The sequence below is a fragment of the Parviterribacter kavangonensis genome (assembly GCF_056863335.1).
Map to the genome: position 1 here is coordinate 3051855 of NZ_JBXPJA010000001.1, position 23261 is coordinate 3075115.

The window sequence follows — 23261 nt, forward strand, 5'->3', positions numbered from 1 at the left end:
TGCGCCGCATGGACTACGAGGCGCTCCGCGGTGGCCTGCAGACGGCCATCCCGTTCAACGCGCACGTCGGCCTGCGGGTCACCGAGATCGGCCCTGGCATCGGCGTGGTCGTGCTCCCCGATCGGGACGAGACGCGCAACCACGTCGGCTCCCAGCACGCCGGCGCGCTGTTCTCGGCCGGGGAGGCGGCGTCCGGCGGCGCGTTCATCGGCGCCTTCGTCGAGCGCCTCGGCGAGGTGACGCCGCTCGCCGAGTCGGCGGAGATCGCCTACAGGAAGATCGCGCGCGGGGCGATCACCGCGAAGGGAACGCTGGACTGCGAGCCCGCGAGCCTGCTCGAGGAGCTCGACAGCGACGGTGCCGTGCGGTTCGGCGTCGAGGTCGAGCTCACGAACACGGGCGGCGAGGTCGTCGCCGAGATGACCGTCCGCTGGCACGTCCGCAAGAACGCGTGAGCGCGGCCGTCGTCTGGCGGGCCGCACCGCACGAGGCGGACACGGTCGGCGAGCTGCTGATCGCGTTCCGCGACCACCTCGGGATGACGTGGCCGTCCGACAACGCGTTCCTCGCCGGCGTCGACCGGCTGATCGAGGACCCGAACACTGCCTTCCTGCTGGGCGCGGCCGACGCGGACTCCGCGCCCGCGGGCGTCGCGCAGGTGCGCTTCCGCTACGGGATCTGGTGGGCGGCGACGGACTGCCTGCTCGAGGACCTGTTCGTGCACGAGCGGGCGCGTGGGGCCGGCCTCGGGCGCGCGCTCGTCTCGGCGGTCGTGGACCTGGCGGTCGAGCGCGGGTGCCGGCGCGTCGAGCTCGACACGAACGAGAAGAACACGACCGCGGTCGCGCTGTACGAGTCGCTGGGCTTCAGCGCGATCGACTCGCGCTACGGCGCGCGCAACCTCTTCCTGCGGAAGCACCTCGATGCAGCCTCTTGAGCTGCTGCAGCAGCTGATCCGCTTCGACACGACGAACCCGCCGGGGAACGAGCGGGCGTGCATCGAGTTCGTCCGCGGGCTGCTCGAGGAGGCGGGGCTGGAGACGACGATCGTCGCGAAGGATCCGGAGCGGCCGAACCTCGTCGCGCGGCTGCCCGGCCGGGGCGTCGCGCCGCCGCTGCTGTGGCAGGGGCACGTCGACGTGGTGCCGACGACCGGCCAGCAGTGGAAGCACGATCCGTTCGCCGCGGTCGTCGAGGACGGGATGCTCCACGGGCGCGGAACGCTCGACATGAAGGCGGGCGTGGCGATGATGGTCCACGCGCTGATCCGGTGCGCTCGCGAGGGCGTGCGGCCGGGTGGCGACATCGTGCTGGCGGTGCTGGCCGACGAGGAGGCCGGGGGCGACTTCGGCGCGCTGCATCTCGTGCGCGAACGGCCCGACCTGCTGGAAGGCGTCCGGTACGCCCTCGGCGAGTTCGGCGGGTTCACGATGGACATCGCGGGCCGGCGGTTCGCGCCGATCCAGGTGGCCGAGAAGCAGGTGTGCTGGCTGCAGGCGACGGTCCGCGGGCCGGGCGGGCACGGGTCGCTGCCGATGCACGGCGGGACGACCGCGCGCTTGGCGGCGCTGCTGCGCACGCTGGACCGCAAGCGCCTGCCGGTGCACGTGACGCCCGTCGTGTCGCGGATGATCGAGGCGCTCGCCGATGGCCTTCCGGCGCCCTTGGCGCTGCTGCTGCGGCGGCTCCTCGATCCGCGGACGACGGACGGCGTCCTACGGCTGCTCGGCGACCGCGGAGCGTTCTTCGATCCGCTGCTGCACAACACCGTGAACGCGACGATCATCGCGGCGGGTGACAAGGTGAACGTCATCCCGTCGGTGGCGACGGTGACGCTGGACGGCCGCGCGCTGCCGGGGCAGACGCCGGACGGGATGCTCGCCGAGGTCCGGGCGCTGCTCGGCGACGAGGTCGAGCTGGAGGTCGTGCGGTCGGAGCCCGGCCCGCCCGAGCCCGACTTCGGCCTCTTCGACCTCCTCGCCGGCGTCATCCGCGACGCCGATCCGGCGGCGACGCCGATCCCGCTGCTGCTCGCCGCGATCACCGACGCCCGCCACTTCGGCCGGCTCGGCATCCAGGGCTACGGGTTCACGCCGATGCAGTTGCCCGCCGACCTCAACTTCACCGAGCTGATCCACGCCGCGGACGAGCGCATCCCCGTCGACTCCGTGCGCTTCGGAGCCGACGCCTACTTCTCCGTCGCGCAGCGGTATGGGAGCTAGCGCTTGCCGACGGCCCGCAGCAGCGAGTCGGGCTTCGTGAAGAGGTCGCTCGTCTTGCCGTCGTAGACCGGGACGCCGACGCGATCGGCGAGCTCCTCGAGCGCGGCGAGGTCGTTGACGTGGGCGGCGGCCGACTCCTCCTCGAGCACGTCCCCGCCTCCCAGCGAGCAGGGGCGGGAAGCGACCTGCGCGGGGTCGGGGAGGTCGGGCGCCTCGAACTGCGGGCGCCGCCAGTCGAACGTCCGGCCGATGTTCGACGCGTAGCGGTCGCGCGTGCACAGCCACCCGAGGCCGAAGCGGTACGAGATGAGCTTGAGGATCGACTCGAAGCCGAGCTGCTCGTGGCTCACGCGGGCGACCGCTCCGCTCTTCTTGCGCTTGCGCGTGTACGGCGAGATCGCGACCGCGGGGATGCGGAAGCCCATCTGGCCGAAGTCCTCGTCGAGCTCGGTGCTCGAGCGGTCGTCGCGGACGCTCGGCGGCTTGACGTGGTCGAAGAACCCGCCCCACTCGTCGTAGACGATGAACAGCGCGCCGCGGCGGTAGTTCGGCGACGAGACGAACGCGTTGACGACATCGGCCATCCACGCTTGGCCGAGCCGGACGTCGCCGTGCGGGTGCTCGTCGGCCGAGATGCCGTCGCCGCCGCCGCCGTCGCGGAACGGCGGGTCGACGAACGAGATCGACGGGAGCGTGCCGAGCGCGCAGTCGGCGTAGAACTCGGCGAGCGGCCGCGTCCACGTCGCGCCGCGCGCGCCCCACACCGCGCTGAACGGCAGGTCGGAGTTGTAGTACCGCGCGTCGAGACCCTTCGAGATCGCGCGGTCGAAGATCGTCTCCCACTGGTTGCCCGCGGTGTCGAGCGGCGGGTCGTTGTTCGTGCGGCCGCCCGACTGCGCCGACCACATGTAGTACCGGTTGGGCCAGGTCGAGGCGAGCAGCGAGCAGAAGAACTGGTCGTAGACCGTGTAGTTCTTCGCCGCCGCGTGGATGAACTCGAGCTCGCCCTCGTTGTAGTAGCTCAGCGCGAACTCGTCGTTGCCCGACCCCTCGGCGATGAACCCGTCGCGCAGCTGCACGCGGCCGGAGTCCCAGCCGTGGCCGGGATCGGGGTGGCCGCAGCCCTGCCACTCGGCCTCCAGCTCGGACGCGTGCTGCGTCGGGACCGAGCGGCCGTCGGGCGCCGTGAACGTCTGGTGCTGCTCGCCGTCCGCGCCCGGCAGCCAGCCGAAGTAGTGGTCGAACGACCGGTTCTCCATCATCACGACGACGAAGTGGTCGATCGGCATGTTCCGCGGGCTCGGCAGCCGCTGGGCCTGCGCGGCGGCGGCCTGCTGGAGGATCGTGCCCGAGGGCAGCAGCGTGGCGGCGCCGGCGATCCCGGCGATGGAGGCCGTGCGCGCGAGGAACTCGCGCCGGCGGAGGAGGCTCTCTTCGTCGGGACGCATGCCTGCACCAACGACGCGCGCGCCGCGGTCTTGCGCCCGTTGACGGGAAGTTCACACGGTCGGCGGCAGGGCCATCAGCTCGACGCGGTGCCCGGCCGGGCAGCGGACGAACGAGCGCGGCGCGCCCCAGTGCTCCTCGCGCGGGTCCACCTCGAAGCCGGCGTCGCGCAGCGCGGCGACCCACTCGTCGTAGTGGCTGCCCGCCATGACCGCCACGTGGCCGGACGGCATCGCGACCGGCTCGTCCGTGAACAGCAGGTGCACCTGCGACCCGCGGCGCTGCACCCAGCGGGATCGCTCGCGCAGCGTCCCGGGCGGTTCGACCTCCTCGAAGTCGAGCAGCGCCCAGAACGCGACGCAGGCGTCGGCGTCGCTCTCGCGGACCTCGAGCGCGACGTGCTGGATCACCCGACGGGGCGCTCCGGCGTGTGCGAGTCGGCCGGCGTCGTCAGGGCGTCGGTCGAGTGCAGCTCGGGCGCCTGGATGCCCTGCGGCGCGGCGGGCACCGGGCCGCCCTCGTGCGCCCACGCCTTGTTGAGCTCGGACTGCTCGTACGCGAGGAACAGCGGCGCGAAGACCAGGTAGAGCACGAGCGCGAGCCAGCCGTTCATGACGGCCTCCGAACCCGCGAGCCGCTGCGCGTCCTGGACGCGCTTCGCCTGCCGGTAGATCGCGACGACGGCGGGGACGATGATGAGCGCCCCCAGCGTGACCGCGAGCAGCGTCATGCCCGGGCTCTGGCCCAGGTCGCGGCCCTTCGCCTGGCCGTACTCCTTGAGGTCCTTCGCCGTCACGTAGATCCACCAGATCGCGTAGATCCCGAACGTCACGAGGCTCCACACGCCGACCCAGACGGGCCCGCGCACCTTCACGTCGCGGGCCGTGCCCGCCGGATGGAAGACATCGCCGTAAGCCATGAGCCGACCCTACGTCAGCGCACGCACGTTGGCCAGGTGGATCTTCCGCTGACTTGCGCTGCGCCGCGCGAGCGGCAGCGCGTCGCCGGGAAGCTGCTCGAGGTAGGCCGCGTCCTCGCGCAGGATGGCCAGCGCCCGCACCGAGTCGAGCACGTCGCCGTGGCCGGGCACGACCGCGGCCGCCTGCTCGACGAGCGGCTCGAGCCGGCGCAGCGTCGCGAGGTACGCGTCGCGCGAGCCGGTCGCGCTCAGCATCGGGATCTCGACCGGCGACAGGTAGTCCCCCGCGATCAGCACGTTCGCCCACGGCACCACGATCGCCATGCCGTCGGCGACGTGGCCCTCGGTCGGGTGCAGCTCCAGCTCGTCGCCGCCGCTGCCGATCGCCAGCTTGCCCGGCACCGGCAGCGCCTCGACCTGCCCGAGCGACAGCGGCGCCGGCCGCTCGACGTAGTGCTCGTCGTCGAACGCGCGCAGCTCGCGCGCCGCCTCGCCGGGCGCGCCGGTCAGCCGCGCCGCCGTCGTCTCGGCGACGCCGAGCGCGGCGCCGGGGAACGCGAGCCGGCCGAGCAGGTGATCCCAGTCGCCGTGCGTCGCGAGCAGCCCGCTGAACGGGAAGCCCGCCTGCTGCAGCAGCGTGGGGAGCACCTCGAGCTCGTCCGGGTAGACGGGCGAGTCGACGACGAACGCCTCGTCGTCGCGGCGGACGATGGTGCAGGTGGTCCGGTAGACGCGGCTCGTCGCGACGAGCACGTCCTCGTGGAGCGAGACGACGCGCACGCGCGCGCGTCCCTAGGCGCCGAGGAGCTCGGCGGCCTCCTTGAGGCTCGAGACGACGGCGTCCGGCTTCTTCTTGCCGGTCTCGAGCTCCTCGCCGTTCCGGTTGACCCACACGACGGGCACCTTCTCCTTCAGGCACGGCTCGACGTCGTGGTAGTAGGAGCTCGCGACGTGGACCCAGCCCTTCTTGCCGCCGATGCGGCGCGCGAACTCCTTGAAGTGCGCGGGGTCGGGCTTGTACGAGCGGACCTGCTGCGCGGTGACGACGAGCTCGTAGTCGTGCGGGATGTGGCGGCGCGTCTGGCCGAGGAGCTTGTCGTCGATGTTCGAGATCAGACCGGTCTGGAACTTCTTGACGAACTTCTTCAGCTGCGGGTTCGTCTCGCGGAACGGCTGCCAGCGGTGCACCGAATCCGGGAGGAAGCCGGAGCGCGACGGCTCGAGCGGCCAGCCCAGGCGCTTGGCGATCTCGACCGCGGTGCGGCGCAGGACCTCGGCGTACAGCTCGTACGAGCCGCCCTCGACGTCACGCGAGATCTCGTGGAACATCGGGATCAGCTCGTCGTTGTCGATCTGGAACCCATCCCGCTGGGCCTCCTTCTGGAAGGCCTCGGCGACGCCCTTCTCCCAATCGATGAGGGTCCCGTACACGTCGAAGGTGACCCAGCTGATGTCCTTGGGAAGCGCCATAGGGTGGTGGATTGTAGGAAGGCGAGCATCCACCGGGCGCTGACGGCTTGCGGGGGCGGGCGGCTTGCTAGCTTCACCGCCGCCTATGGACCTGCTCGAGTATCAGGGCAAGCAGCTCTTCGCGAAGCACGGGGTCCCCGTGCCGTCCGGGCGCCCGGCCACCACCGTCGACGAGGCGGTCACGGCCGCCGACGCGATCGGCTTCCCCTGCGTCGTCAAGGCGCAGGTCCAGATCGGTGGCCGCGGCAAGCTCGGCGGCATCAAGGTCGCCAAGGACCGCGAAGAGGCTCGCCAACACGCCGAGGCCATCCTCGGGATGGACATCCGCGGCTTCACCGTCCACGAGGTGTGGATCGAGGAAGCCAGCGACATCGCCGAGGAGTACTACGCCTCGATCGTCTTCGACCGCGCCGCCAAGGCGCCGCTGTTCATGCTCTCCACGCAGGGCGGCATGGACATCGAGGAGGTCGCCGAGCGCGACCCGAACGCCATCGCCCGCCTGCACGTGGATCCGCTCCTGGGCTTCCAGGACTTCCACGGCCGCCGGCTCGCCTTCGAGGCCGGCGTCGCCGACGACGTCGTCCGCCCGATCGGCGCGCTGCTGGCGAAGCTCTACGACGCGTTCGTCGGCGAGGACGCCGTGCTCGTCGAGGTCAACCCGCTGATCATCACCGGCGACCGCCAGGTGCGCGCGCTCGACGCGAAGGTCACGCTCGACGACAACGCGATGTACCGCCATCCCGACAACGCGCAGCTGCGCGACGTCTCGGGTGAGGACGAGCAGGAGCGGATGGCCAAGGAGCGCGGGCTGACCTACGTCAAGCTCGACGGCGACATCGGCATCCTCGGCAACGGCGCCGGGCTCGTGATGTCGACGCTCGACGTCGTCGCGCAGTACGGCGGCGCGCCGGCCAACTTCCTCGACGCCGGCGGCGGCTCGAAGGCCGAGGCGATCACCAGCGCCGTCGAGGTCATCCTGTCCGACGACAAGGTCAAGGCCGTCCTCTTCAACATCTTCGGCGGCATCACCCGCTGCGACGAGGTGGCGAAGGGCCTGATCGAGGCGTTCAACCAGATCAGCCCGCAGGTGCCGTTCGTCGTGCGCCTCGACGGCACCAACGACAAGGAGGGCCGGCAGATCCTCGCCGACGCGAACCTCCCGAACGTCCACACCGCCACGACGATGAACGAGGCGGCCGAGAAGGTCGTGGAGCTGGCGAAGGCATGAGCATCGTCGTCGGGAAGGACACCAAGCTGTGCGTCTCCGGCATCACCGGCCGTGAGGGCACGTTCCACGCGATGAACAACAAGCGCTACGGCACGGACGTCGTGTCGGGCGTGACGCCGGGCAAGGGCGGCCAGGACGTCGAGGGCGTCCCGGTGTTCAACACGTTCCACGACGCCGTGGACAAGACGGGCGCCAACACGGCGATGATCTTCGTCCCGCCGCGCTTCGCCGCCGACTCGATCCTCGAGGCGGCCGACGCGGGCATCGACACGATCATCACCATCACCGAGGGCATCCCCGCCCACGACGAGCTGCGGGTCTACGACTTCCTGCAGTCGCTGGACCGCGACATCACGCACATCGGGCCGAACTGCCCGGGCGCGCTGTCGCCGGGCAAGGCGAACGTCGGGATCATCCCCGCCGCCTTCTTCAAGGAGGGCAACGTCGGGGTGGTCTCGCGGTCGGGCACGCTGACCTACCAGATCGGCAACGAGCTGGCCCAGCGCGGCTTCGGCAACTCGTCGATCGTCGGCATCGGCGGCGACCCGGTCCCGGGCTCCTCGTTCATCGACATCATCGCGAAGTTCGAGGCCGATCCCGAGACGGAGCTCATCGTGATGAGCGGCGAGATCGGCGGCTCGGCCGAGGAGGAGGCCGCCGAGTACATCGGCGAGCACGTCTCCAAGCCGGTCGTCGGCTACATCGCCGGCTTCACCGCTCCGCCCGGCAAGACCATGGGCCACGCGGGCGCGATCGTCTCCGGCTCGAAGGGCACGGCCGCCGCCAAGGCCGAGGCGCTCGAGGCGAAGGGCGTCAGGGTCGGTCGCACGCCGACTCAGGTGGCCGAGATCGCGGTCGAGATCCTCGGCGGTTGAGCTGACGGAACGTCAGTCCTAGAACGTTCGTCCACTTGCCGAAACCGCTTCTAAGGCATCTGTACTGTCGCGCCTAAGCGCACGTGACTCAGCGCAAGCGCTGAGGCGACGGTAGTCCGGCATCTCCGGGACGGGCGCCAGCGCCGAAGGCAAGGACTGCCGGCCCCACGGGCCGGCAGTCGTGTTTAACGGCAGGCTTTCCGCGTCCGACGGCGAAACGACCGGCGTGTCGGAGGACGACGTCCACGAGGCGCTCGCGGGGCTCGAGCGGAGGCTCACGGAGCTGCAGGCGGAGCTCGAAGGCGAGGAGCGACCGCCTCGAACGGCGGCGGACGACGCGCCTGCGCGCCCCGCGCCGGATCCGGCGGCCGGCGACGCGCTCGACCGCTTCGGCGAGAGCCTGCGGCGCGCGGCGAGCGACCTCGTCTCGGCCTACGACCGCGCGATCGCCGAGACGCGCGGCCTCGACCCCGGCGAGGGGCTGCTCTTCCGCGACGACGTCGCGCTCGAGGTCGACGTCGACCTCGACGGGCTCTGCGCGCTGTCGGGCGCGCTGCGGCGCATCGAGGGCGTCGCCGCCGTCTCGCTGCGCGCGTACGCGGGCGGGCACGCGGCGCTGGACCTGACGCTGGACCGCGGCGTGCCGCTCGTCCCGGAGCTGCGCCGCGCGCTCGGCGCGCCGGTCGCCGTCGTCGAGGCCCGGCACGGCCGGCTCGCCGTCGACCTCCGCTAGCCTCGGCGAGCCGATGGATCCCGAGATCGCCGACGCTCACGAGGAGGCCGCCCGGATCCGGCGTGAGGCGGAGGCGTACCTCGAGGCGACGCGGCGCCGGGCCGACGCGATCGCCGAGGCGCGGATCGCGCGGCTGCGCGAGCTGACCGACCGGCTGATCGCCACCGCCGAGACGGTCGACCGGCGGTTCGGCGAGGCGCTCGAGGTCAAGGAGCAGCTCGACGACCTCGTCGCCGCGCTCGGGACCGCGGCCGAGCGGGTCGCGAGCGAGGTGCTCGAGGACGGCGCCGGCGAGTTCGAGCCCATGGTCATCGAGGCGCGCCGCACCCAGCCGCCGCCGATCCCCGCGCCGCCCGAGCAGCTGCCGCCCGCGCGCCTGGTGCAGGTGCTCGACACCGCCCGGGCGCACCCCCGCACGGACGTGTCCTAGGCTCCCTGGCATGGCAGGCGGCGACCTCATCTCCTTCGCGCGCGGCGCGCCCTCGCTCGACATCGTCGACGTCGAGGGCCTCAGCGAGTCCGCGCAACGCGCCTTCGAGCGCGATCCCGGCGGCTCCACGGCGTACGGCACCGCGGTCGGCTACGTGCCGCTGCGCGAGTGGATCGCCGAGCAGCACGGCGTGACCCCCGACCAGGTCCTCGTGACCAACGGGTCGATGCAGGCCGACGCCTTCCTCTTCGACGAGGTCGTCTCCCCCGGCGACTCCGTCGTCGTCGAGCGGCCGACGTACGACCGGACGCTCCTCGGCCTCCAGCAGCGCAGCGCGGACATCCGGATGGTCACGCTCGAAGAGGACGGCATCGACGTCGACGAGCTCGAGCGGCTCCTCGCCGAGGGCGCGAGGCCGAAGCTCGCGCACATCATCCCGAACTTCCAGAACCCGGCCGGCTACACGCTCTCGCGCGAGAAGCGCGAGCGTCTGCTGCACCTGGCGAACGATCACGACTTCCTCGTCTTCGAGGACGACCCGTACATCTCGATCCGCTTCGCGGGCGAGACGCTGCCGACGATGCTCTCGATGGACGGCAACGAGCGCATCGTCTACGCCTCGTCGTTCTCCAAGACGGTCTGCCCCGGCATCCGCGTCGGCTACCTCGTCGGGCCGTCCGACCTCATCGCTCGCATCGTCAAGCGGGCGACGAACACGTACATCTCGCCCAACATGGTCGCGCAGTCGATCGTCTACCAGTTCGTCTCGAGCGGGCGGATGCGCGGCGCGGTCGACACGGTCAAGAGCGCGCTGGCCGAGCGCGTGCAGCTCCTGTCGGCGGCGCTCGAGCGCGAGCTGCCCGAGGCGAAGTTCACCCCGCCCGAGGGCGGCTACTTCATGTGGGTCGAGCTGCCGGAGGACACGGACGTCGAGGCCCTCTTCACCGCCGCCGCCGAGCGCGGCGTCGCGTTCGTCAAGGGCACCGACTTCCTCCTCGAGGGCGGCCGCAACACGCTGCGCCTCGCGTACTCGGGCGTCACGGCGGACCAGATCGACGAGGGCGTCGCGCGCCTCGCCGAGGCGTTCCGCGCCCAGCAGAAGCAGGCCACCGTCTAGCGAGCACTGCGTGATCACCGTGCTCGCCGACGTTCGCGCGGCGGGCACGGGGTCTCGCCGCGACATCCACGGGATCGCTTCCGCCCGCCGGCGGAAGCGGTGAGGATGCCGCCATGGAAGCGGTCCTCTCCGGCTACCTGCTCGGGCTCGTCGTGGCAGCGGGCTTCGGGCCGATCTCGGTGCTCGCGCTGAGCTCCGGGCTGCGGTACGGGTTCGCGCCGGCGTTCGGCGTCGGCCTGGGCGCGGCGGCGGTCGACGCCTTGTACGCGCTGCTGGCCGGTCTCGGTCTCGCGGCGCTCGTGCCCGGCGACGAGCTGCAGGTCGTGGGCGGCGTGGCGCTGCTGTTCATCGGATGGAAGATGGTGCACCCGCGCGGCGGCGACCTCGTCTCGCTGCGGACGTTCCCGCGCGGGCTCGGCGTCAGCTTCACCGCGACGCTCGCGAACCCGTCGACGATCCTGTCCTGGGCGGCCGCGTTCGCCGCGGTCGTGCCGGCGCTGCATCTGAGCCGAGCGGCGACGGTCGGGGTGCTGCCGCCGGCGGTCTTCCTCGGGACGCTGACGTGGTTCACGGGCCTGGCGACCGCATCGACGGTCGCCGGGCGGTGGCTCGGCCCGGACGCGCTGCGGCGGATCGGCATCGCCGCCGGCGTCGTCGTGCTCGCCTTCGGCGTCGTGTTCCTCGTGCGCGGCGTGGCCGCGCTGGCCTAGCTAGCGGCCGTAGCGCTCCTTCGAGAGCACGAGCTGCTCCGGAAGGGCGGTGCGCGGGGGCGGCGATGGGTCGGCGACGACGGAGACGGTCTCGGCCACGGACGGCGTGACCGACACGCGGGCGCCGTTCGCCTGGACGACGACCTCGTGCTCGTCCTTCTCGGCGAGCGTGCCCTCGAGGCCGGGCTCGAGACCGGACTCGCGCAGGAGGTGCAGCAGGTCCTCGGCCTCGTTCTCGAAGCGCAGGATCTTCACCGACGCGCCGACCTCGACGTCAGCGAGCGGCACGCCCTCGATGCGCGTGCCGGGCGTGATCGGATGGCCGTGCGGGCAGGTCTTCGCGTCGCCGATCGCGGCGAGCATCCGCTCCTCCAGGACGGGCGACATCGCATGCTCGAGCCGCTCGGCCTCCTCGTGGACCTCGTCCCACGGGATGCCGAGGACGTCGGTGAGGAACCGCTCGATCAGGCGGTGACGGCGGACGATCCCCTCGGCGTGCTCGCGGCCCGAGTCGGTGAACTGGATCGTCTTGTCGCCGGCCCGCGTGATGTACCCGTCACGCTCGAGCCGCCCGATCATCTCGTGCACCGTCGGCGCCGACAGCTGCATCGCGCGGGCGACGTTCGCACCCGTCATCGGAAGGCCCGCCTCGAGGAGCCAGAAGAGGGTCTGGAGGTACTCCTCCTCGGCGACGGTGGCGTGCTCGGCGGACATGCGAGTGACCATATCGGCCCCCGATCCGCGAGACTGGGCTGCGCGTGCCACTTCCCCTGAAGCCTCCGGTCCTCCCCCAGCTCGCCCGTTCCCGAGCCAGCCTGCCCGAGGGCGAGAACTGGGCGTACGAGCCGAAGTGGGACGGCTTCCGCTGCGTCGCGTTCGTCGACGGCGACGAGGTGCATCTGCAGTCACGCAACGGCAAGCCGCTGACGCGGTACTTCCCCGAGCTGGAGTTCCCGGCCGGCCGCTACGTGCTCGACGGGGAGATCGTCGTGTTCGGCGAGGGCGGCGTGCAGCTGTTCGACGCGCTCGGCCAGCGGATCCATCCGGCGGCCTCGCGCGTGAAGATGCTCGCCGAGCAGACGCCCTCGCGGTTCATCGCCTTCGACCTGCTCGCCCGCGACGACGAGGTGCTGTTCGACCTGCCGTACGTCGAGCGCCGGGCGGCCCTGGAGGAGCGGGTCGACGCCCCGGTCGACCTGACGCCGTGGACGCAGGACGCCGCCGACGCCCAGCCCTGGCTGCGCGGCGCGGAGGGCGTCATCGCGAAGGAGCTGAACGCGCCGTACCGGCCGGGCGAGCGGACGGGCATGGTGAAGATCAAGCGCGTCCGCACGATCGACGCCGTCGTCATGGGCTGGCGGCCGGGCAAGGAGGCCGGAACGGTCGGCTCCCTGATCCTCGCGCTGCACGACGACGCCGGCGAGCTGCGCGTCGTCGGGCACACGAGCGGCTTCAAGGCGGCCGAGAAGCGCGCGCTGGTGGACAAGCTGAAGCCGTACGAGACCGGCAAGAGCGGCATGGGCGACCCGAGCCGCTGGGCCAACGACCGCGAGCTCGAGTGGCGCGAGCTGCGCCCCGAGCTGGTCGTCGAGGTCACCTTCGACCACGTCTCCGACGGCCGGATCCGGCACGGCGCGAAGATCCAGCGCTGGCGCGAGGACAAGGACCCGGCCGACTGCAAGGTCGACCAGCTCGCGCAGTAGGTCAGCCCCAGCCGGCGTGGAGCTGGGCGAAGACCGCCGTCGGGCGGCCATCGACGTCGAGGCGGACGAGGACGGTCGGGGCCTCGCCCCCGAGGTAGCGGGCGGCTCCATCCGCGTCGTGGACCGCCAGCGGCCCGCCGCCGTTGAGGTGCGCCGGCTGCAGGAAGCCGGCCGCGGCGCGCCGGTTGCTCCAGCTGGGATCGTCCAGCGCGAAGACGTCGTCGCCGATGCGCGCGATCACGCGGCGGTGCGGTCGCTCGAGCGGCACGTAGAGGCCGACGCGGTCGCACGCCGTCGAGTTGGGGATCGGGCAGGCGATCCCGAGGTAGGGCGGGTCGGCGAGCTCCGGCGGCGCGGGCCCCGCGGCGGTGAGCACGGCGGCGATGAGCGACGCGATCACGTCCTCCATACGACCCGGGCCGGCGCGGAGGTCCCGGCATGCCGGGACCTCTGAGCCGATCGTTCACGTAGAAGCGGCATGAGGCTCGTCTGGCGTCGGCTGCTCGGATAGCGTGGCGTCGTGTCGTCGCGGGCGACCGCTGCTGCCGTGCCCCGCGCGGTGCGTGCGCCGCGGGTGAGCCCGCGCGGCGAGCGGGCGCTGGTGCGGGCCGCGCAGCGCGGCGACGTCGCCGCGCTCGAGGGGCTCTTCCGGCTGCACTGGCCCGCCGCGTACCGAGCGGCGTGGTTCGTCGTGCGCGACGAGCAGACGGCCGAGGACATCGCGCAGGAGGCGTTCCTCGCGGCGGTCGCGGCGCTCGACCGGTTCGACCGGCGGCGGCCGTTCGGGCCGTGGCTGCGCACGATCGTCGCCCGCCGCGCGATCGACGCGCTGCGGGCGCGCACGGTGCGGCGCGAGGTGGGCGACGAGCCGCTCGCCGCGCTGCCCGCCCCGGACGCGGTCCCGGCCGCAGACGGCCTCGGCGCGGCGCTTGCGGCGCTGCCCGACGAGCAGCGGACGGTCGTCGTCCTCCGCCACGTCCTCGAGCTGACGCCCGGCGAGATCGCCGCGGTGCTCGACCTCCCGCGCGGCACGGTGAACTCCCGCCTGCGGAGAGGCCTCGACGCCCTCGAGCCGTGGGCGCGCGGCGAGCGCGGGATGGAGGGGGATCGATGAAGACGCTCCGCGACCTCTCCGCGCCGGGTGAGGGCGCCGCACGGGCGCGGGCGTGGCGCGCGGTCTCCGCCGCCGCGGGCGAGGCACCACGGCGAGCGCGGCGGCCGATGAGGCCTCCGCTGGCGGCGGGCGCGGCGTGGTCGCTCATCGTCGCGGGGCTCGCGGTGCTCGGCGCGGCGCTGGCGCTGACCTCGCCGGGGAACGCGGTGGCCGGGTGGGTCGGGGAGCGGGTGAAGGCCGTCGTCGATCCCGCTCCGGAGCGGCCGGCGCGCACCGCGGCGCTCGGCGACCTGCCGGGCGGCGGGCAGCTGCTCGTCCTCGCCGGGCGACCGGCGGTGCGCGACGGCGTGGAGCTCTCGGGAGAGCCGTGGGTCGCCGACGGGTCGGGCGTCCGGAGGCTCGCGGGCGCGGTGAGCGATGCGACGTGGTCCGCCTTCGGGCACTTCGCCGCGGTGACGCGAGGCAGCGAGCTCTTCGTCGTCGGCCTCGACGGCCGGCGCCGCTGGTCGGTCGCCGCCCGCGCGGCCGTCTCGAACCCGCGCTGGTCGCCAGACGGCTACCGCGTCGCGTACATCGCCGGCTCGACCGTTCGCGTGGTCGCCGGCGACGGCACCGGCGACCATCCCGTGGGCGCCGGCGACGCGCACGTCGCACCGGCGTGGCGACCGGGCGCCCGCCACGTGATCGCGTTCGGTGACAGCCGGCGCATCACCGTCGCCGATGCGGACACCGGCGAGCGGCAGTTCGTCGTCGACGGTCCGCCCGAGGCGCCGGCGCCCTCCTTCTCGCCGGACGGCAGGCGGCTCCTCCTCGCCGGGATCCGCACCATGCAGATCCGGTCGGCGAAGACGGGCCGGCTCCTCACCCGCGTGCGCGCGGGGGAAGGCGCGACCTTCGGAGACGCGGTGTGGGCGCGCGGCGGGAAGTCGATCGTCGCGCTCCGCCATCGAGGGAACACGGAAGAGGTGGTCGTGGCGACGGCGGCGAGCCGGCGAGAGCTCTCCGGGGGGCCGCCAGACGACGCGGCGCGGTCTCCCGCGACGCCGCCCCTCCGCCGGATCTTCGCCGCGCGCGGCGTCTCGGGGCTGGTCGCAAGCCCCGATGGCCGGTGGGTGGTCGTCGACTGGCGGGCGGCGCGGAGCTGGCTGTTCCTTCCGCTCGCCCGGGGTCGCCCGAGGCAAGTCCAGAATCCGGAGAAGCGTTTCGGCGCTGGGGAAGCTCGGCTCGTCGGCTGGTGCTGCCCGGCCTAGGCCGTGGCGGCGATCCGCACCCCGGCTCCCGGACCCCCGGGGTCTTCCGGGGGTCTCTTGGGGGAACTAGGGGGATCCCCCCGATGCCACGCCTCCCGGCCGACGCCAAAGTGCCACCCATGAACGACGGCTAAGCGTCGAGCGCAGACGGAGACAGGGTCGCGTGTCTACCGCCTGCAAGAACTTCGAAGTGCCCCTGGCGGGGCGCCGCGACCCGCGATGCGCCCCGCTTCCTCCCCTCCTCGGGAACCACATACGGCGAAGGTCCATCACCTTCCCTCCCGCGCCGCCCAGGCTCTTGCCATCGCGACGCGCTCGCCACCGCTCGGGTGGCCGTCGAACCAGATGTGGGCCCAGCCGGGCGGGTTCGGATCGGCTCGCGCCTCGGTCGTGAAGCGCTTGAAGAGCGCTTCCATCCCGCGCGGATCGCGCGTCGCCTGCAACGCGGCCCAGTCGGCCTCGGCCTCGTAGCGCCGGCCGGCCGCCGTGACCAGCGGCGTCGCCACGAACTGCACGATCGAGAACACGAGCAGCGCGACCGGGATCGCCTGCGGCACGCCCATGCCGCCCCGCCCCACGGCGAACAGCGCGACGACGATCCCCGCCGGCAGCAGCACGAGCAGCATCCAACCGAGGCTCTTCAGGATGTGGTGGTGCTGGTGGTGGCCCAGCTCGTGCGCGAGCACGACGCGGACCTGCCGCCGCGGGAAGTCGTCGGCCAGCGTGTCCCACAGGACGACCTTGCGCGTCGCGCCGAGCCCGAAGGCGTAGGCGTTCGGCTGCGACGTGAACTCGCTGACCTTCTCGACCCGCACGGGGACGTCGGGCAACCCCTCCTCGCGCGCGAGCCGGTCGGCGTCCCGCGCGATCGCGGGCGACGGCTTGTCGAGGTCGACGACCAGGTACGGCGCCAGCCACGCGAAGAGCAGCACGATGCCCCCGAGCAGCGCGACGGCCGGCGCCCACCACGCCCACTTCACGAGCCGCGCGAAGCCCATGACGACGAGCAGGATCACCGCGACGCGGATCGCCACCCCGCCGAGGCCGAAGAAGCTCTCGAGCAGCCACTCGGCGTAGTTGACGTCGACGACGTCGTGCCGCCGGCTCCACCACGTCTCGATCAGCCCGAACGGCAGCTGCGCGAGCCACACGAGGCAGAGCCCGAGGATGGCGAGCATCGTGCCGGTCCCGATCGGGCCGGCGGCGGACTGCTTCATGAGCCGCACGCCGCGCTTCGCGTAGACCGCGAGCACGGCGATCAGCGTCAGCTGCGAGAGGATCGTCAGCACGCGCGGCAGCGCCTCGAAGTCCTGCGCGCGCTCGACCGCCCGCTGGCCGAACGCGGCGTCCGGGATGTCGCGCAGGTTCAGGTCGCCCGGCACGACCGTGTCCCACAGCAGCGACCCGAGCACCGCGGCCGCCGCGAGGACGATGACGAGCGACAGCGTCAGGCCGAGGCGCTCGCGGCTCACGCGGCCACCTCCGCGAAGACGGCTTCCGGGGCGAGCTCCCACGTGAGCGGCTCCCGCTCGCTCGGCCCGCTGTGGGGGTAGACGTCGGTGAGCAGCACCGTGTACGCGAAGACCTGCGCGGCGTACCGCACGGTGTACGCGACGAGGTGCTGCAGCCCGCGCGGGACGCGCCCGGTGATGAGCGCGCACCACCAGGCGCCGATCGCGGCGACGAGCTGCGCGGTCCCCAGCACGCCGCTGAGCAGGAGCGCGGGGAACGCGAGGACGAGGCGGAAGCCGGTCCGCCAGCGCGACTGGCGCGCCGGCTCGTCGATCTCGAGGTCGAGCGGGTAGCTGCCCGGCCGGCCCGTGAAGCCGGGGAAGAGGCCGCTCGCCAGGTAGAGGAACGCGGTGACGTGCGCCTGGTAGCGGACGTAGCGAGCGAGGAAGCGGTGCAGCGCCCGTGGCAGGCGCCCGGTCGCCAGCGCCGCGAACCATCCGAGCACCGCGGCGACGAACGCGACGACGCCCCACAGCGCGAGGAACCCGATGTGCGGGAACGCGAGGATGAGCCGGAAGCCGGTCAGCAGCCGGTGCTGGCGCCGCTCGTCGTCGAACGTCATCCGCACCGGATGCCGCGGGCGCGGCAGCAGCGGCACCGCGCGCGGATCGCTGTCGGGGAAGCGGTCGGTGAGCAGGAACAGGTACGCCGCGACCTGCGCGCCGTAGCCGAGCGCCCACACCTGCACGTCGCGGAACCCGGCCGGCATCCGCCCGCGCGCGAGGCAGGCGAACCACGCGAGGACCGCGACGGCGATCGCCACGCCGCCGCCCTGCGTCGACGTCGCGCCGCTCGCGATCCCGGTCCCGAGCGCGCCGGACAGGATCAGCGGCGGCAGCCCGAGGAAGAGCCGGAACCCGACGGTCCAGCGGTTCTGCGGCAGCGGCTTCGGGACGATCGCGTCGACCGCGTACCCGCGCGCGCCGAGGAAGCCGGGGAACTTGTCCGCCGCGAGGAACGCGTAGGCGTAGACGTGCAGGGAGTAGTTGACGACCATCCCGAAGACCTGGTGCAGGCCGTCGATCGGCCGGCCGCGGAACAGCAGCGCGAACCACTGGACCGGCAGCAGGAAGAGCAGCGCGCCGGCCCACACGGTCAGCCAGATCGCGTGCGGGATCACGAGGATGAGGCGGAAGCCGACCGACCAGCGCGAGCGCCGGAGGTCGTCGCGGACGATGACGCGCAGCTCGTCGTCACGTCCGGGCACGGCTGCGAACCTACCCGGATGCCCCGACGGCTGCTCATCGCCCCCGATGCGTTCAAGGGCACCTTCCGCGCCGCGGAGGTGGCGGCCGCCGTCGGCCGCGGCGTCGAGCGCGCGGGTCTCGAGCCGCCCGACCTCTGCCCCGTCGCCGACGGCGGCGAGGGGACGCTCGAGGTGCTGCTGACCGCGCTCGGCGGCGAGACGGCAGGGACGACGGCGACCGATCCGCTCGGCCGGCCCGTGGCTGCGGGCTTCGCGCTGATCGAGGACGGCGGCACGGCGGTCGTCGAGGTGGCGGAGGCGTCGGGGCTCGGGCGCGTCGGCGAGGACGAGCGCGACGCCGAGGCGGCCTCCACCTATGGGACGGGCGAGCTGATCGCCGCCGCCGTGGACGCCGGTGCGGAGGTCGTGCTGGTCGCCGCGGGCGGCAGCGCGACGACGGACGGCGGCCGCGGCGCGATCGCGGCGATCGAGGAGCGCGGCGGCCTGCGCGGCGCACGGCTCGTCGTGCTGTGCGACGTGCAGACGCCGTTCGAGCTGGCGGCCGAGCGGTTCGGCCCGCAGAAGGGCGCGTCGCCCGAGGCGGTCGCGCGCCTGACCGCGCGGCTGCACGCGCTCGCCGCCGAGCTGCCGCGCGATCCGCGCGGGGTCCCGCTCACCGGCGCGGCCGGCGGGCTGTCGGGCGGGCTGTGGGCGGCGTTCGGCGCGCTGCTCGAGCCGGGCGCGGCGTTCGTGCTCGACGCGCTCGGGTTCGACGCGCGCATGCGGGAGTCGCGGGCGACGATCGTGGGCGAGGGCCGGCTCGACGTCACGACGCTCGAGGGGAAGATCTGCGGCGAGATCGCGGTGCGCGCCCGCCAGGCCGGCGTGCCCTGTCACGCCGTATGCGGAGCCAACGCCCTGCGATCCTTCGATCAGCGGATCCTCGACCTCCAGCGCGTGGTCGAGGCGCCGACCCTGCGTGACCTCGAGGCTGCGGGGGAGTACCTCGCCTTGAACCTCTGATGCCGTCGATCTACCTCCCCAGCCCCGGTCGCCGCGCGATCGTCGTCGGCGCGGGCTCGTTCGGGACCGCTGTCGCGGTGCTGCTCGCCCGCGGCGGGCTGCGGACGACGCTGCAGGCCCGGACCTCCGAGCAGGCGCGCCGCCTGGCGGAGGACCGCGAGAACACGACGTACCTGCCGGGCGTCGAGCTGCCGCGTGAGCTGCGCATCGAGGACATCTCGCAGGGCCTCGCGCGCGCGGAGTTCGTGTTCCTCGGCGTCCCCTCGAAGGGCCTTGACGAGGTGATCGCGGGGCTCGTCGCGGCGGGGCTGCCGCAGCGCGCGGCGGTCATCTCGCTCGCCAAGGGGCTCGTCCCGCCCGACGGGCGCGCGCCGAGCAGCCTGCTGACCGCGCTGCTCGGCGAGGGCCGCGTCGCCGTGATCGGCGGGCCCGCGCACGCGCGCGAGATGGTGCACGAGGGGGCAGGCCTCGTGGCCGCATCGACAAACGAGCAGCTCGCCGAGGCGATCGCCGCCGTCTTCATGCGCGCGGGCGTCGTGTGCGAGGAGTCCGACGATCCCGTCGGGGTCGAGCTGGCGGGCGCGGCGAAGAACGCCGCGGCGCTGGCGGCGGGCGCGACCGAGGCGCAGGGGCTGAACGCCGCGGGCGCGGCCGCCGGCCACATCTTCGCCGAGGTCTGGCAGTACGCCGAGAAGCGCGGCGCCGAGCCGGAGTCGCTCATCGGCCTGGCGGGCACCGGCGATCTCGTCGCCACCGCGCTCGCTCCCCAGTCGCGCAACCGGCGCGCGGGCGAGCTGCTCGGCGAAGGCGTTCCCACCGCCGACATCCCGGCCCGGATCGGACAGGCGGTGGAGTCGCTCGATCTCGTCCCGATGCTGGCGACGGCCCTGCGCGACGCCGGCATCGAGGCGCCCGTCACGACCGGCCTCGCGCAGCTCATCGCCGGCGAGCTGCCGCTCGACCGCTGGATCGAGCTCGTCCGCACGACCGTTCCCCCGTCGCCCGCCCGGCGGCGGCTCCCGCGCCCCCAGCCCGGAGCGTGGGGACGCTTCGTCGGGTGGCTGCGGCGCCTGCGCACCGGCGGCGGCAGCACCGAGCGGCGGGAGCTCGAGGCGGGCCCGAGCTAGCGCCGCTCGGCCAGCTCGGTCATCACGGCCTCGTACACGCCGGGACCGTTCGCGGCCTCGGCGACGCGCGTGTTGCGCGGCAGGGCGGTGACGAGCATCGGGTCGGTGTCGAGCGCGTTGGCGACGAGCCACACCGTCCCGACCGCCTCGGCCGCCGTGAGGTCCTCGCGGCTGTCGCCGACCGCGATGCACTCCTCGGGCCGGTAGCCCCGGCGCTGCATGTGGCGCTCGACCGCGCGCCCCTTCGAGACGCCGTGCGGCATGAGGTGGAACGCGCGCCAGCCCGCGTAGGCCTCCGGGTCCGCGTCGACGTGGACGTTCCCGTTGTCGACGAGCCGCAGCGACTCGTGCCCGTGCTCCTGCAGCAGCGCCGTCGCCTCCATCGCATCGATGGTGCCGCGGAAGAGGTGCCCGACGTCGCGCCCGGTGTGCCAGGGCGTGTGGTACTCGAGCCGCCCGGCGTAGCGCTGGAGCAGGAACGCCGGTGCCCCGGTCTCCTCGATCTGCTCGAACACCGTCTTCGCCCGCGGCGTGAACGGCTCGGTCAGCCAGTCCTCGTCCGGCCCGTCCGAGATCGCGGCGCCCGACTCGAAGATGTACGACGGGCACCCGAGCAGCCGCGCGTCCTCCCGCACCGACGACCGCCGCCGCCCGCTCATGATCACGACCTCTGCCCCGGCCCGATGGCACGCCTCGATCGCCCGCCATCCGAGGTTCGTCAGCACTCCGTCGCCGTCGTGGAACAGCGAGGCGTTGCGCCCGAGGAGCGTGTTGTCGAGGTCGACGTAGAGCGCGCGCAATGCGGACATCCGGCCGTGCAGCCTAGGACGGCGCGGCTACGGTGGTCGTCGTGGCCGGGACGACGCGCAAGGCGCAGCCGTGGGACGCGCTGCTGGAGGCGGGGCGGGCGGACGAGCGGCTCGTCCGGGAGGCCAACGAGGGCGCACGTCCTCCGGTGCTCGACGACGTCCCGCCGCTGCATCCGAAGCTCGTCGGGGCGCTCGAGGGGATGGGCGTCGAGCAGCTCTACGCGCATCAGGTCGAGGCGGTGCACGCGGCCATGGAGGGCGACTTCATCGTCACGACCGGCACGGCGTCGGGGAAGTCGATGTGCTTCAACCTGCCGACGCTGCACCACCTGCTGCAGCAGCCGTCGGCGCGGGCGCTGTACCTTTACCCGACCAAGGCGCTCGCGCAGGACCAGTACCGGGCGCTGAACGCCTTCGGGCTGCACAAGCAGATCCGGCCGGCGATCTACGACGGCGACACGCCGCGGGAGGAGCGGTCGGCGATCCGGCGGCGGGCCAACGTCGTGCTGACGAACCCCGACATGCTCCACGTCGGGATCCTCCCGAACCACCGGGCGTGGGCGGACTTCCTGCACCGGCTCGACGTCGTGGTCGTCGACGAGGCGCACGTCTACCGCGGGGTGTTCGGCTCGCACGTCGGGAACGTGCTGCGGCGGCTGCGGCGGCTCGCTCCGCAGGCGCGGTTCTTCATGGCGAGCGCGACGATCGCCAACCCGGTCGAGCTGGCCGAGCGGCTCACGGGGCTCGACGAGGTCGCGCTCGTCGAGCGGGACGGGTCGCCGAAGGCGCAGCGCAAGATCGCGATCTGGAACCCGCCGCTCGTCGACGAGGCGATCGGGGCGCGGCGGTCGGCGCTGGGCGAGGCGGCGGACGTGCTCGTCGACCTCGTGCGCGAGGGCGCCCGGACCATCTGCTTCATCAAGTCGCGCAAGGCGGTCGAGCTGACGTCGAAGCTCGTCGGCGACAAGCTGCGCGACGTCGCGCCCGACCTCGCCGACACGGTCGCCCCCTACCGCGCCGGCTACACGCCGCAGCAGCGTCGCGAGATCGAGGCGCGGCTCGTGTCGGGGGAGCTGCGGTGCGTGGTGACGACCGACGCGCTGGAGCTCGGCATCGACATCGGCGCGCTGGATGCCGCGGTCGTCGTGACGTTCCCCGGCACGGTCGCGTCGCTGCGGCAGATGTGGGGGCGCGCCGGCCGGCGGGGCCGCGGCCTGGCGGTGTACATCGCGGGCGAGGACGCGCTCGACCAGTTCTTCTGCCGCCATCCCGACGAGTTCCTCGACCGGCCCGTCGAGGCGGCGATCCTCGACCACGAGTCCGAACAGATCCACCTGCAGCACCTGCTGTGCGCCGCGCACGAGGCGCCGCTGAACGCCTCGGACGCGGACTCGCTGGGCCCGCGGTGGGAGCTGCACGCGTCGGCGTTGGAGAGCGCGGGCGCGCTGCGCAAGGCGCGCGGCGGCTACGTGCTGGCCGAGCCGGAGGACTACCCGGCCGCCCGCGTCTCGCTGCGGTCCGCGTCGCCGGACTCCTTCGCGGTGGTCGACGTGACGAGCGGCGAGCTGCTCGGCACCGTCGAGGCCGCGCGCGCGTTCTCCACCGTGCACGACGGCGCCGTGTACCTGCACCTCGGTCGCTCGTACGAGGTGGTGACGCTCGACCTCGACGGCCGGCGGGCGATGGTCAAGCCGTTCGACGGCGGCTGGTACACGCAGCCGAAGAAGGAGACCGACACGTGGATCGAGCAGCTGCTCGACCAGCGCGAGTTCCTCGGCTGCAAGCTCTCCTTCGGGCGCGTGAGCGTGAGCGAGACGGTCATGGCCTACCAGCGCAAGCGCCTGCCGGACCACGAGGTCATCGACCTGCAGGCGCTCGATCTGCCGCAGACCGAGTTCGTGACGCAGGCGCTGTGGTACGAGCTGCCGCCCGACATCGCCGAGCTGCCGCAGGACGTCCTGCTCGGCGCGCTGCACGCGGCGGAGCACTCGCAGATCGCCGTGCTCCCGCTGCTGGCGATGTGCGACCGCTGGGACATCGGCGGCCTGTCGACGAACGCCCACCCGCAGACCGGCGTCCCGACGATCTTCATCTACGACGGCCACCCCGGCGGCGTCGGGATCACGCGGCAGGGGTTCCGGCTGTTCGACGTGCTGGTGAGCGACGCGCACCGGCTCGTGAGCGAGTGCCCGTGCGAGGCGGGATGCCCGTCGTGCGTGCAGTCGCCGAAGTGCGGCAACCTCAACGAGCCGCTCTCGAAGCGCGGAGCGATCGAGCTGATGCACCGCATGTTGCAGCGTCATCGCGCAGCTTCGGGCGACTGAACCTGCGCAGGGCTTGCGCTCCGGGTTCGCGCCCGGAGCCCGATCTCGACGGTTCCGGAGGAG

At 73.1% G+C, this 23261-nt stretch carries 25 protein-coding genes; 15 read left to right on the top strand and 10 right to left on the bottom strand.

Features of this window, described 5'->3' with window-relative positions; genetic code table 11:
- The first annotated feature begins 8 nt into the window (after positions 1 to 8).
- From AC1UE4_RS15325 to AC1UE4_RS15335, 3 genes are read left to right on the top strand one after another with little or no spacing between them, the layout of a single operon-like run.
- Positions 9 to 455 (top strand): DUF4442 domain-containing protein, encoded by a 447-nt coding sequence (locus AC1UE4_RS15325; RefSeq protein WP_482918103.1) that lies wholly within the window; start codon positions 9 to 11, stop codon positions 453 to 455.
- Positions 452 to 937, top strand: a complete 486-nt coding sequence (locus tag AC1UE4_RS15330) for a GNAT family N-acetyltransferase (protein ID WP_482918104.1) — start codon at positions 452 to 454, stop codon at positions 935 to 937. Before AC1UE4_RS15325 ends, AC1UE4_RS15330 begins: the two co-directional genes overlap by 4 nt.
- Positions 924 to 2222 (top strand): M20/M25/M40 family metallo-hydrolase, encoded by a 1299-nt coding sequence (locus AC1UE4_RS15335; protein WP_482918105.1) that lies wholly within the window; start codon positions 924 to 926, stop codon positions 2220 to 2222. Before AC1UE4_RS15330 ends, AC1UE4_RS15335 begins: the two co-directional genes overlap by 14 nt.
- Here AC1UE4_RS15335 and AC1UE4_RS15340 read toward each other — a convergent pair.
- From AC1UE4_RS15340 to AC1UE4_RS15360, 5 genes are read right to left on the bottom strand one after another with little or no spacing between them, the layout of a single operon-like run.
- Positions 2219 to 3670, bottom strand: coding sequence for an alkaline phosphatase family protein (locus AC1UE4_RS15340; protein ID WP_482918106.1), 1452 nt, complete (start codon positions 3668 to 3670; stop codon positions 2219 to 2221). The genes AC1UE4_RS15335 and AC1UE4_RS15340 overlap by 4 nt on opposite strands.
- 51 nt (positions 3671 to 3721) lie before the next feature.
- On the bottom strand, positions 3722 to 4078 hold the full coding sequence (locus AC1UE4_RS15345) for a VOC family protein (RefSeq protein ID WP_482918107.1): 357 nt from the start codon (positions 4076 to 4078) through the stop codon (positions 3722 to 3724).
- Positions 4075 to 4587, bottom strand: coding sequence for a DUF4234 domain-containing protein (locus AC1UE4_RS15350; RefSeq protein ID WP_482918108.1), 513 nt, complete (start codon positions 4585 to 4587; stop codon positions 4075 to 4077). Before AC1UE4_RS15350 ends, AC1UE4_RS15345 begins: the two co-directional genes overlap by 4 nt.
- A 9-nt stretch (positions 4588 to 4596) precedes the next feature.
- Entirely contained in the window at positions 4597 to 5367 is a 771-nt protein-coding gene (locus AC1UE4_RS15355; protein ID WP_482918109.1) for an MBL fold metallo-hydrolase, read from the bottom strand.
- Between the two features lie 12 nt (positions 5368 to 5379).
- Positions 5380 to 6057 (bottom strand): HAD family hydrolase, encoded by a 678-nt coding sequence (locus tag AC1UE4_RS15360; RefSeq protein ID WP_482918110.1) that lies wholly within the window; start codon positions 6055 to 6057, stop codon positions 5380 to 5382.
- Between the two features lie 85 nt (positions 6058 to 6142).
- Here AC1UE4_RS15360 and sucC point away from each other — a divergent pair, with 85 nt between their 5' ends.
- The 6 genes from sucC (at position 6143) to AC1UE4_RS15390 (ending at position 11150) form a co-directional block, all read left to right on the top strand.
- On the top strand, positions 6143 to 7285 hold the full coding sequence (gene sucC, locus AC1UE4_RS15365) for an ADP-forming succinate--CoA ligase subunit beta (protein WP_482918111.1): 1143 nt from the start codon (positions 6143 to 6145) through the stop codon (positions 7283 to 7285).
- A complete protein-coding gene (gene sucD / locus AC1UE4_RS15370; protein WP_482918112.1) occupies positions 7282 to 8160 on the top strand; it encodes a succinate--CoA ligase subunit alpha in 879 nt (292 codons plus the stop codon). The genes sucC and sucD overlap by 4 nt, the downstream gene beginning before the upstream one ends.
- Positions 8161 to 8386: 226 nt before the next feature.
- Complete coding sequence (locus tag AC1UE4_RS15375; RefSeq protein ID WP_482918113.1) at positions 8387 to 8893, top strand: hypothetical protein; 507 nt, start codon at positions 8387 to 8389, stop codon at positions 8891 to 8893.
- Positions 8894 to 8906: 13 nt separating this feature from the next.
- Positions 8907 to 9323, top strand: coding sequence for a hypothetical protein (locus AC1UE4_RS15380; RefSeq protein WP_482918114.1), 417 nt, complete (start codon positions 8907 to 8909; stop codon positions 9321 to 9323).
- Between the two features lie 10 nt (positions 9324 to 9333).
- On the top strand, positions 9334 to 10440 hold the full coding sequence (locus tag AC1UE4_RS15385; protein ID WP_482918115.1) for an aminotransferase-like domain-containing protein: 1107 nt from the start codon (positions 9334 to 9336) through the stop codon (positions 10438 to 10440).
- Between the two features lie 113 nt (positions 10441 to 10553).
- Positions 10554 to 11150 (top strand): LysE family transporter, encoded by a 597-nt coding sequence (locus AC1UE4_RS15390; RefSeq protein WP_482918116.1) that lies wholly within the window; start codon positions 10554 to 10556, stop codon positions 11148 to 11150.
- On the opposite strand, the gene AC1UE4_RS15395 is transcribed toward AC1UE4_RS15390, so the two are convergent.
- A complete protein-coding gene (locus tag AC1UE4_RS15395) occupies positions 11151 to 11864 on the bottom strand; it encodes a metal-dependent transcriptional regulator (protein WP_482918117.1) in 714 nt (237 codons plus the stop codon).
- A 44-nt stretch (positions 11865 to 11908) separates the two neighbouring features.
- On the opposite strand from AC1UE4_RS15395, the gene AC1UE4_RS15400 reads away from it, so the two are divergent.
- Complete coding sequence (locus AC1UE4_RS15400; protein WP_482918118.1) at positions 11909 to 12853, top strand: ATP-dependent DNA ligase; 945 nt, start codon at positions 11909 to 11911, stop codon at positions 12851 to 12853.
- Between the two features lies 1 nt (position 12854).
- Here the strand turns inward: AC1UE4_RS15400 and AC1UE4_RS15405 are convergent, their stop codons facing one another.
- Positions 12855 to 13262, bottom strand: coding sequence for a hypothetical protein (locus AC1UE4_RS15405; RefSeq protein WP_482918119.1), 408 nt, complete (start codon positions 13260 to 13262; stop codon positions 12855 to 12857).
- Positions 13263 to 13373: 111 nt separating this feature from the next.
- Here AC1UE4_RS15405 and AC1UE4_RS15410 point away from each other — a divergent pair, with 111 nt between their 5' ends.
- Positions 13374 to 13967 carry an RNA polymerase sigma factor gene (locus tag AC1UE4_RS15410; RefSeq protein ID WP_482918120.1) on the top strand — a complete coding sequence of 198 codons (594 nt, stop codon included), beginning with the start codon at positions 13374 to 13376 and terminating at the stop codon, positions 13965 to 13967.
- Positions 13964 to 15217, top strand: coding sequence for a TolB family protein (locus tag AC1UE4_RS15415; protein WP_482918121.1), 1254 nt, complete (start codon positions 13964 to 13966; stop codon positions 15215 to 15217). The genes AC1UE4_RS15410 and AC1UE4_RS15415 overlap by 4 nt, the downstream gene beginning before the upstream one ends.
- A gap of 269 nt (positions 15218 to 15486) precedes the next feature.
- Here AC1UE4_RS15415 and AC1UE4_RS15420 read toward each other — a convergent pair whose 3' ends face one another.
- Positions 15487 to 16689 carry a M48 family metalloprotease gene (locus tag AC1UE4_RS15420; RefSeq protein WP_482918122.1) on the bottom strand — a complete coding sequence of 401 codons (1203 nt, stop codon included), beginning with the start codon at positions 16687 to 16689 and terminating at the stop codon, positions 15487 to 15489.
- A complete protein-coding gene (locus tag AC1UE4_RS15425; protein WP_482918123.1) occupies positions 16686 to 17936 on the bottom strand; it encodes a DUF4389 domain-containing protein in 1251 nt (416 codons plus the stop codon). The genes AC1UE4_RS15420 and AC1UE4_RS15425 overlap by 4 nt, the downstream gene beginning before the upstream one ends.
- An 18-nt stretch (positions 17937 to 17954) precedes the next feature.
- Between AC1UE4_RS15425 and AC1UE4_RS15430 the strand changes: the two genes are divergently transcribed.
- Positions 17955 to 18938: a glycerate kinase family protein gene (locus AC1UE4_RS15430; protein ID WP_482918124.1), complete on the top strand. Its 984-nt coding sequence runs from the start codon at positions 17955 to 17957 to the stop codon at positions 18936 to 18938.
- On the top strand, positions 18938 to 20065 hold the full coding sequence (locus tag AC1UE4_RS15435) for an NAD(P)H-dependent glycerol-3-phosphate dehydrogenase (protein ID WP_482918125.1): 1128 nt from the start codon (positions 18938 to 18940) through the stop codon (positions 20063 to 20065). The genes AC1UE4_RS15430 and AC1UE4_RS15435 overlap by 1 nt, the downstream gene beginning before the upstream one ends.
- Here the strand turns inward: AC1UE4_RS15435 and AC1UE4_RS15440 are convergent.
- On the bottom strand, positions 20062 to 20874 hold the full coding sequence (locus tag AC1UE4_RS15440; protein WP_482918126.1) for an HAD family hydrolase: 813 nt from the start codon (positions 20872 to 20874) through the stop codon (positions 20062 to 20064). The genes AC1UE4_RS15435 and AC1UE4_RS15440 overlap by 4 nt on opposite strands.
- A 41-nt stretch (positions 20875 to 20915) precedes the next feature.
- Here AC1UE4_RS15440 and AC1UE4_RS15445 point away from each other — a divergent pair, with 41 nt between their 5' ends.
- A complete protein-coding gene (locus tag AC1UE4_RS15445) occupies positions 20916 to 23198 on the top strand; it encodes a DEAD/DEAH box helicase (RefSeq protein ID WP_482918127.1) in 2283 nt (760 codons plus the stop codon).
- Positions 23199 to 23261 lie beyond the last annotated feature (63 nt).

Coding starts and splice junctions, on each gene's coding strand:
- AC1UE4_RS15325 (WP_482918103.1), top strand. CDS start 9: ATGGACTACGAGGCGCTCCGCGGTGGCCTGCAGACGGCCATCCCGTTC.
- AC1UE4_RS15385 (WP_482918115.1), top strand. CDS start 9,334: ATGGCAGGCGGCGACCTCATCTCCTTCGCGCGCGGCGCGCCCTCGCTC.
- AC1UE4_RS15350 (WP_482918108.1), bottom strand. CDS start 4,587: ATGGCTTACGGCGATGTCTTCCATCCGGCGGGCACGGCCCGCGACGTG.
- AC1UE4_RS15340 (WP_482918106.1), bottom strand. CDS start 3,670: ATGCGTCCCGACGAAGAGAGCCTCCTCCGCCGGCGCGAGTTCCTCGCG.
- AC1UE4_RS15395 (WP_482918117.1), bottom strand. CDS start 11,864: ATGTCCGCCGAGCACGCCACCGTCGCCGAGGAGGAGTACCTCCAGACC.
- AC1UE4_RS15380 (WP_482918114.1), top strand. CDS start 8,907: ATGGATCCCGAGATCGCCGACGCTCACGAGGAGGCCGCCCGGATCCGG.
- AC1UE4_RS15440 (WP_482918126.1), bottom strand. CDS start 20,874: ATGTCCGCATTGCGCGCGCTCTACGTCGACCTCGACAACACGCTCCTC.
- AC1UE4_RS15360 (WP_482918110.1), bottom strand. CDS start 6,057: ATGGCGCTTCCCAAGGACATCAGCTGGGTCACCTTCGACGTGTACGGG.
- sucD (WP_482918112.1), top strand. CDS start 7,282: ATGAGCATCGTCGTCGGGAAGGACACCAAGCTGTGCGTCTCCGGCATC.
- AC1UE4_RS15335 (WP_482918105.1), top strand. CDS start 924: ATGCAGCCTCTTGAGCTGCTGCAGCAGCTGATCCGCTTCGACACGACG.
- AC1UE4_RS15415 (WP_482918121.1), top strand. CDS start 13,964: ATGAAGACGCTCCGCGACCTCTCCGCGCCGGGTGAGGGCGCCGCACGG.
- AC1UE4_RS15430 (WP_482918124.1), top strand. CDS start 17,955: ATGCCCCGACGGCTGCTCATCGCCCCCGATGCGTTCAAGGGCACCTTC.
- sucC (WP_482918111.1), top strand. CDS start 6,143: ATGGACCTGCTCGAGTATCAGGGCAAGCAGCTCTTCGCGAAGCACGGG.
- AC1UE4_RS15435 (WP_482918125.1), top strand. CDS start 18,938: ATGCCGTCGATCTACCTCCCCAGCCCCGGTCGCCGCGCGATCGTCGTC.
- AC1UE4_RS15405 (WP_482918119.1), bottom strand. CDS start 13,262: ATGGAGGACGTGATCGCGTCGCTCATCGCCGCCGTGCTCACCGCCGCG.
- AC1UE4_RS15390 (WP_482918116.1), top strand. CDS start 10,554: ATGGAAGCGGTCCTCTCCGGCTACCTGCTCGGGCTCGTCGTGGCAGCG.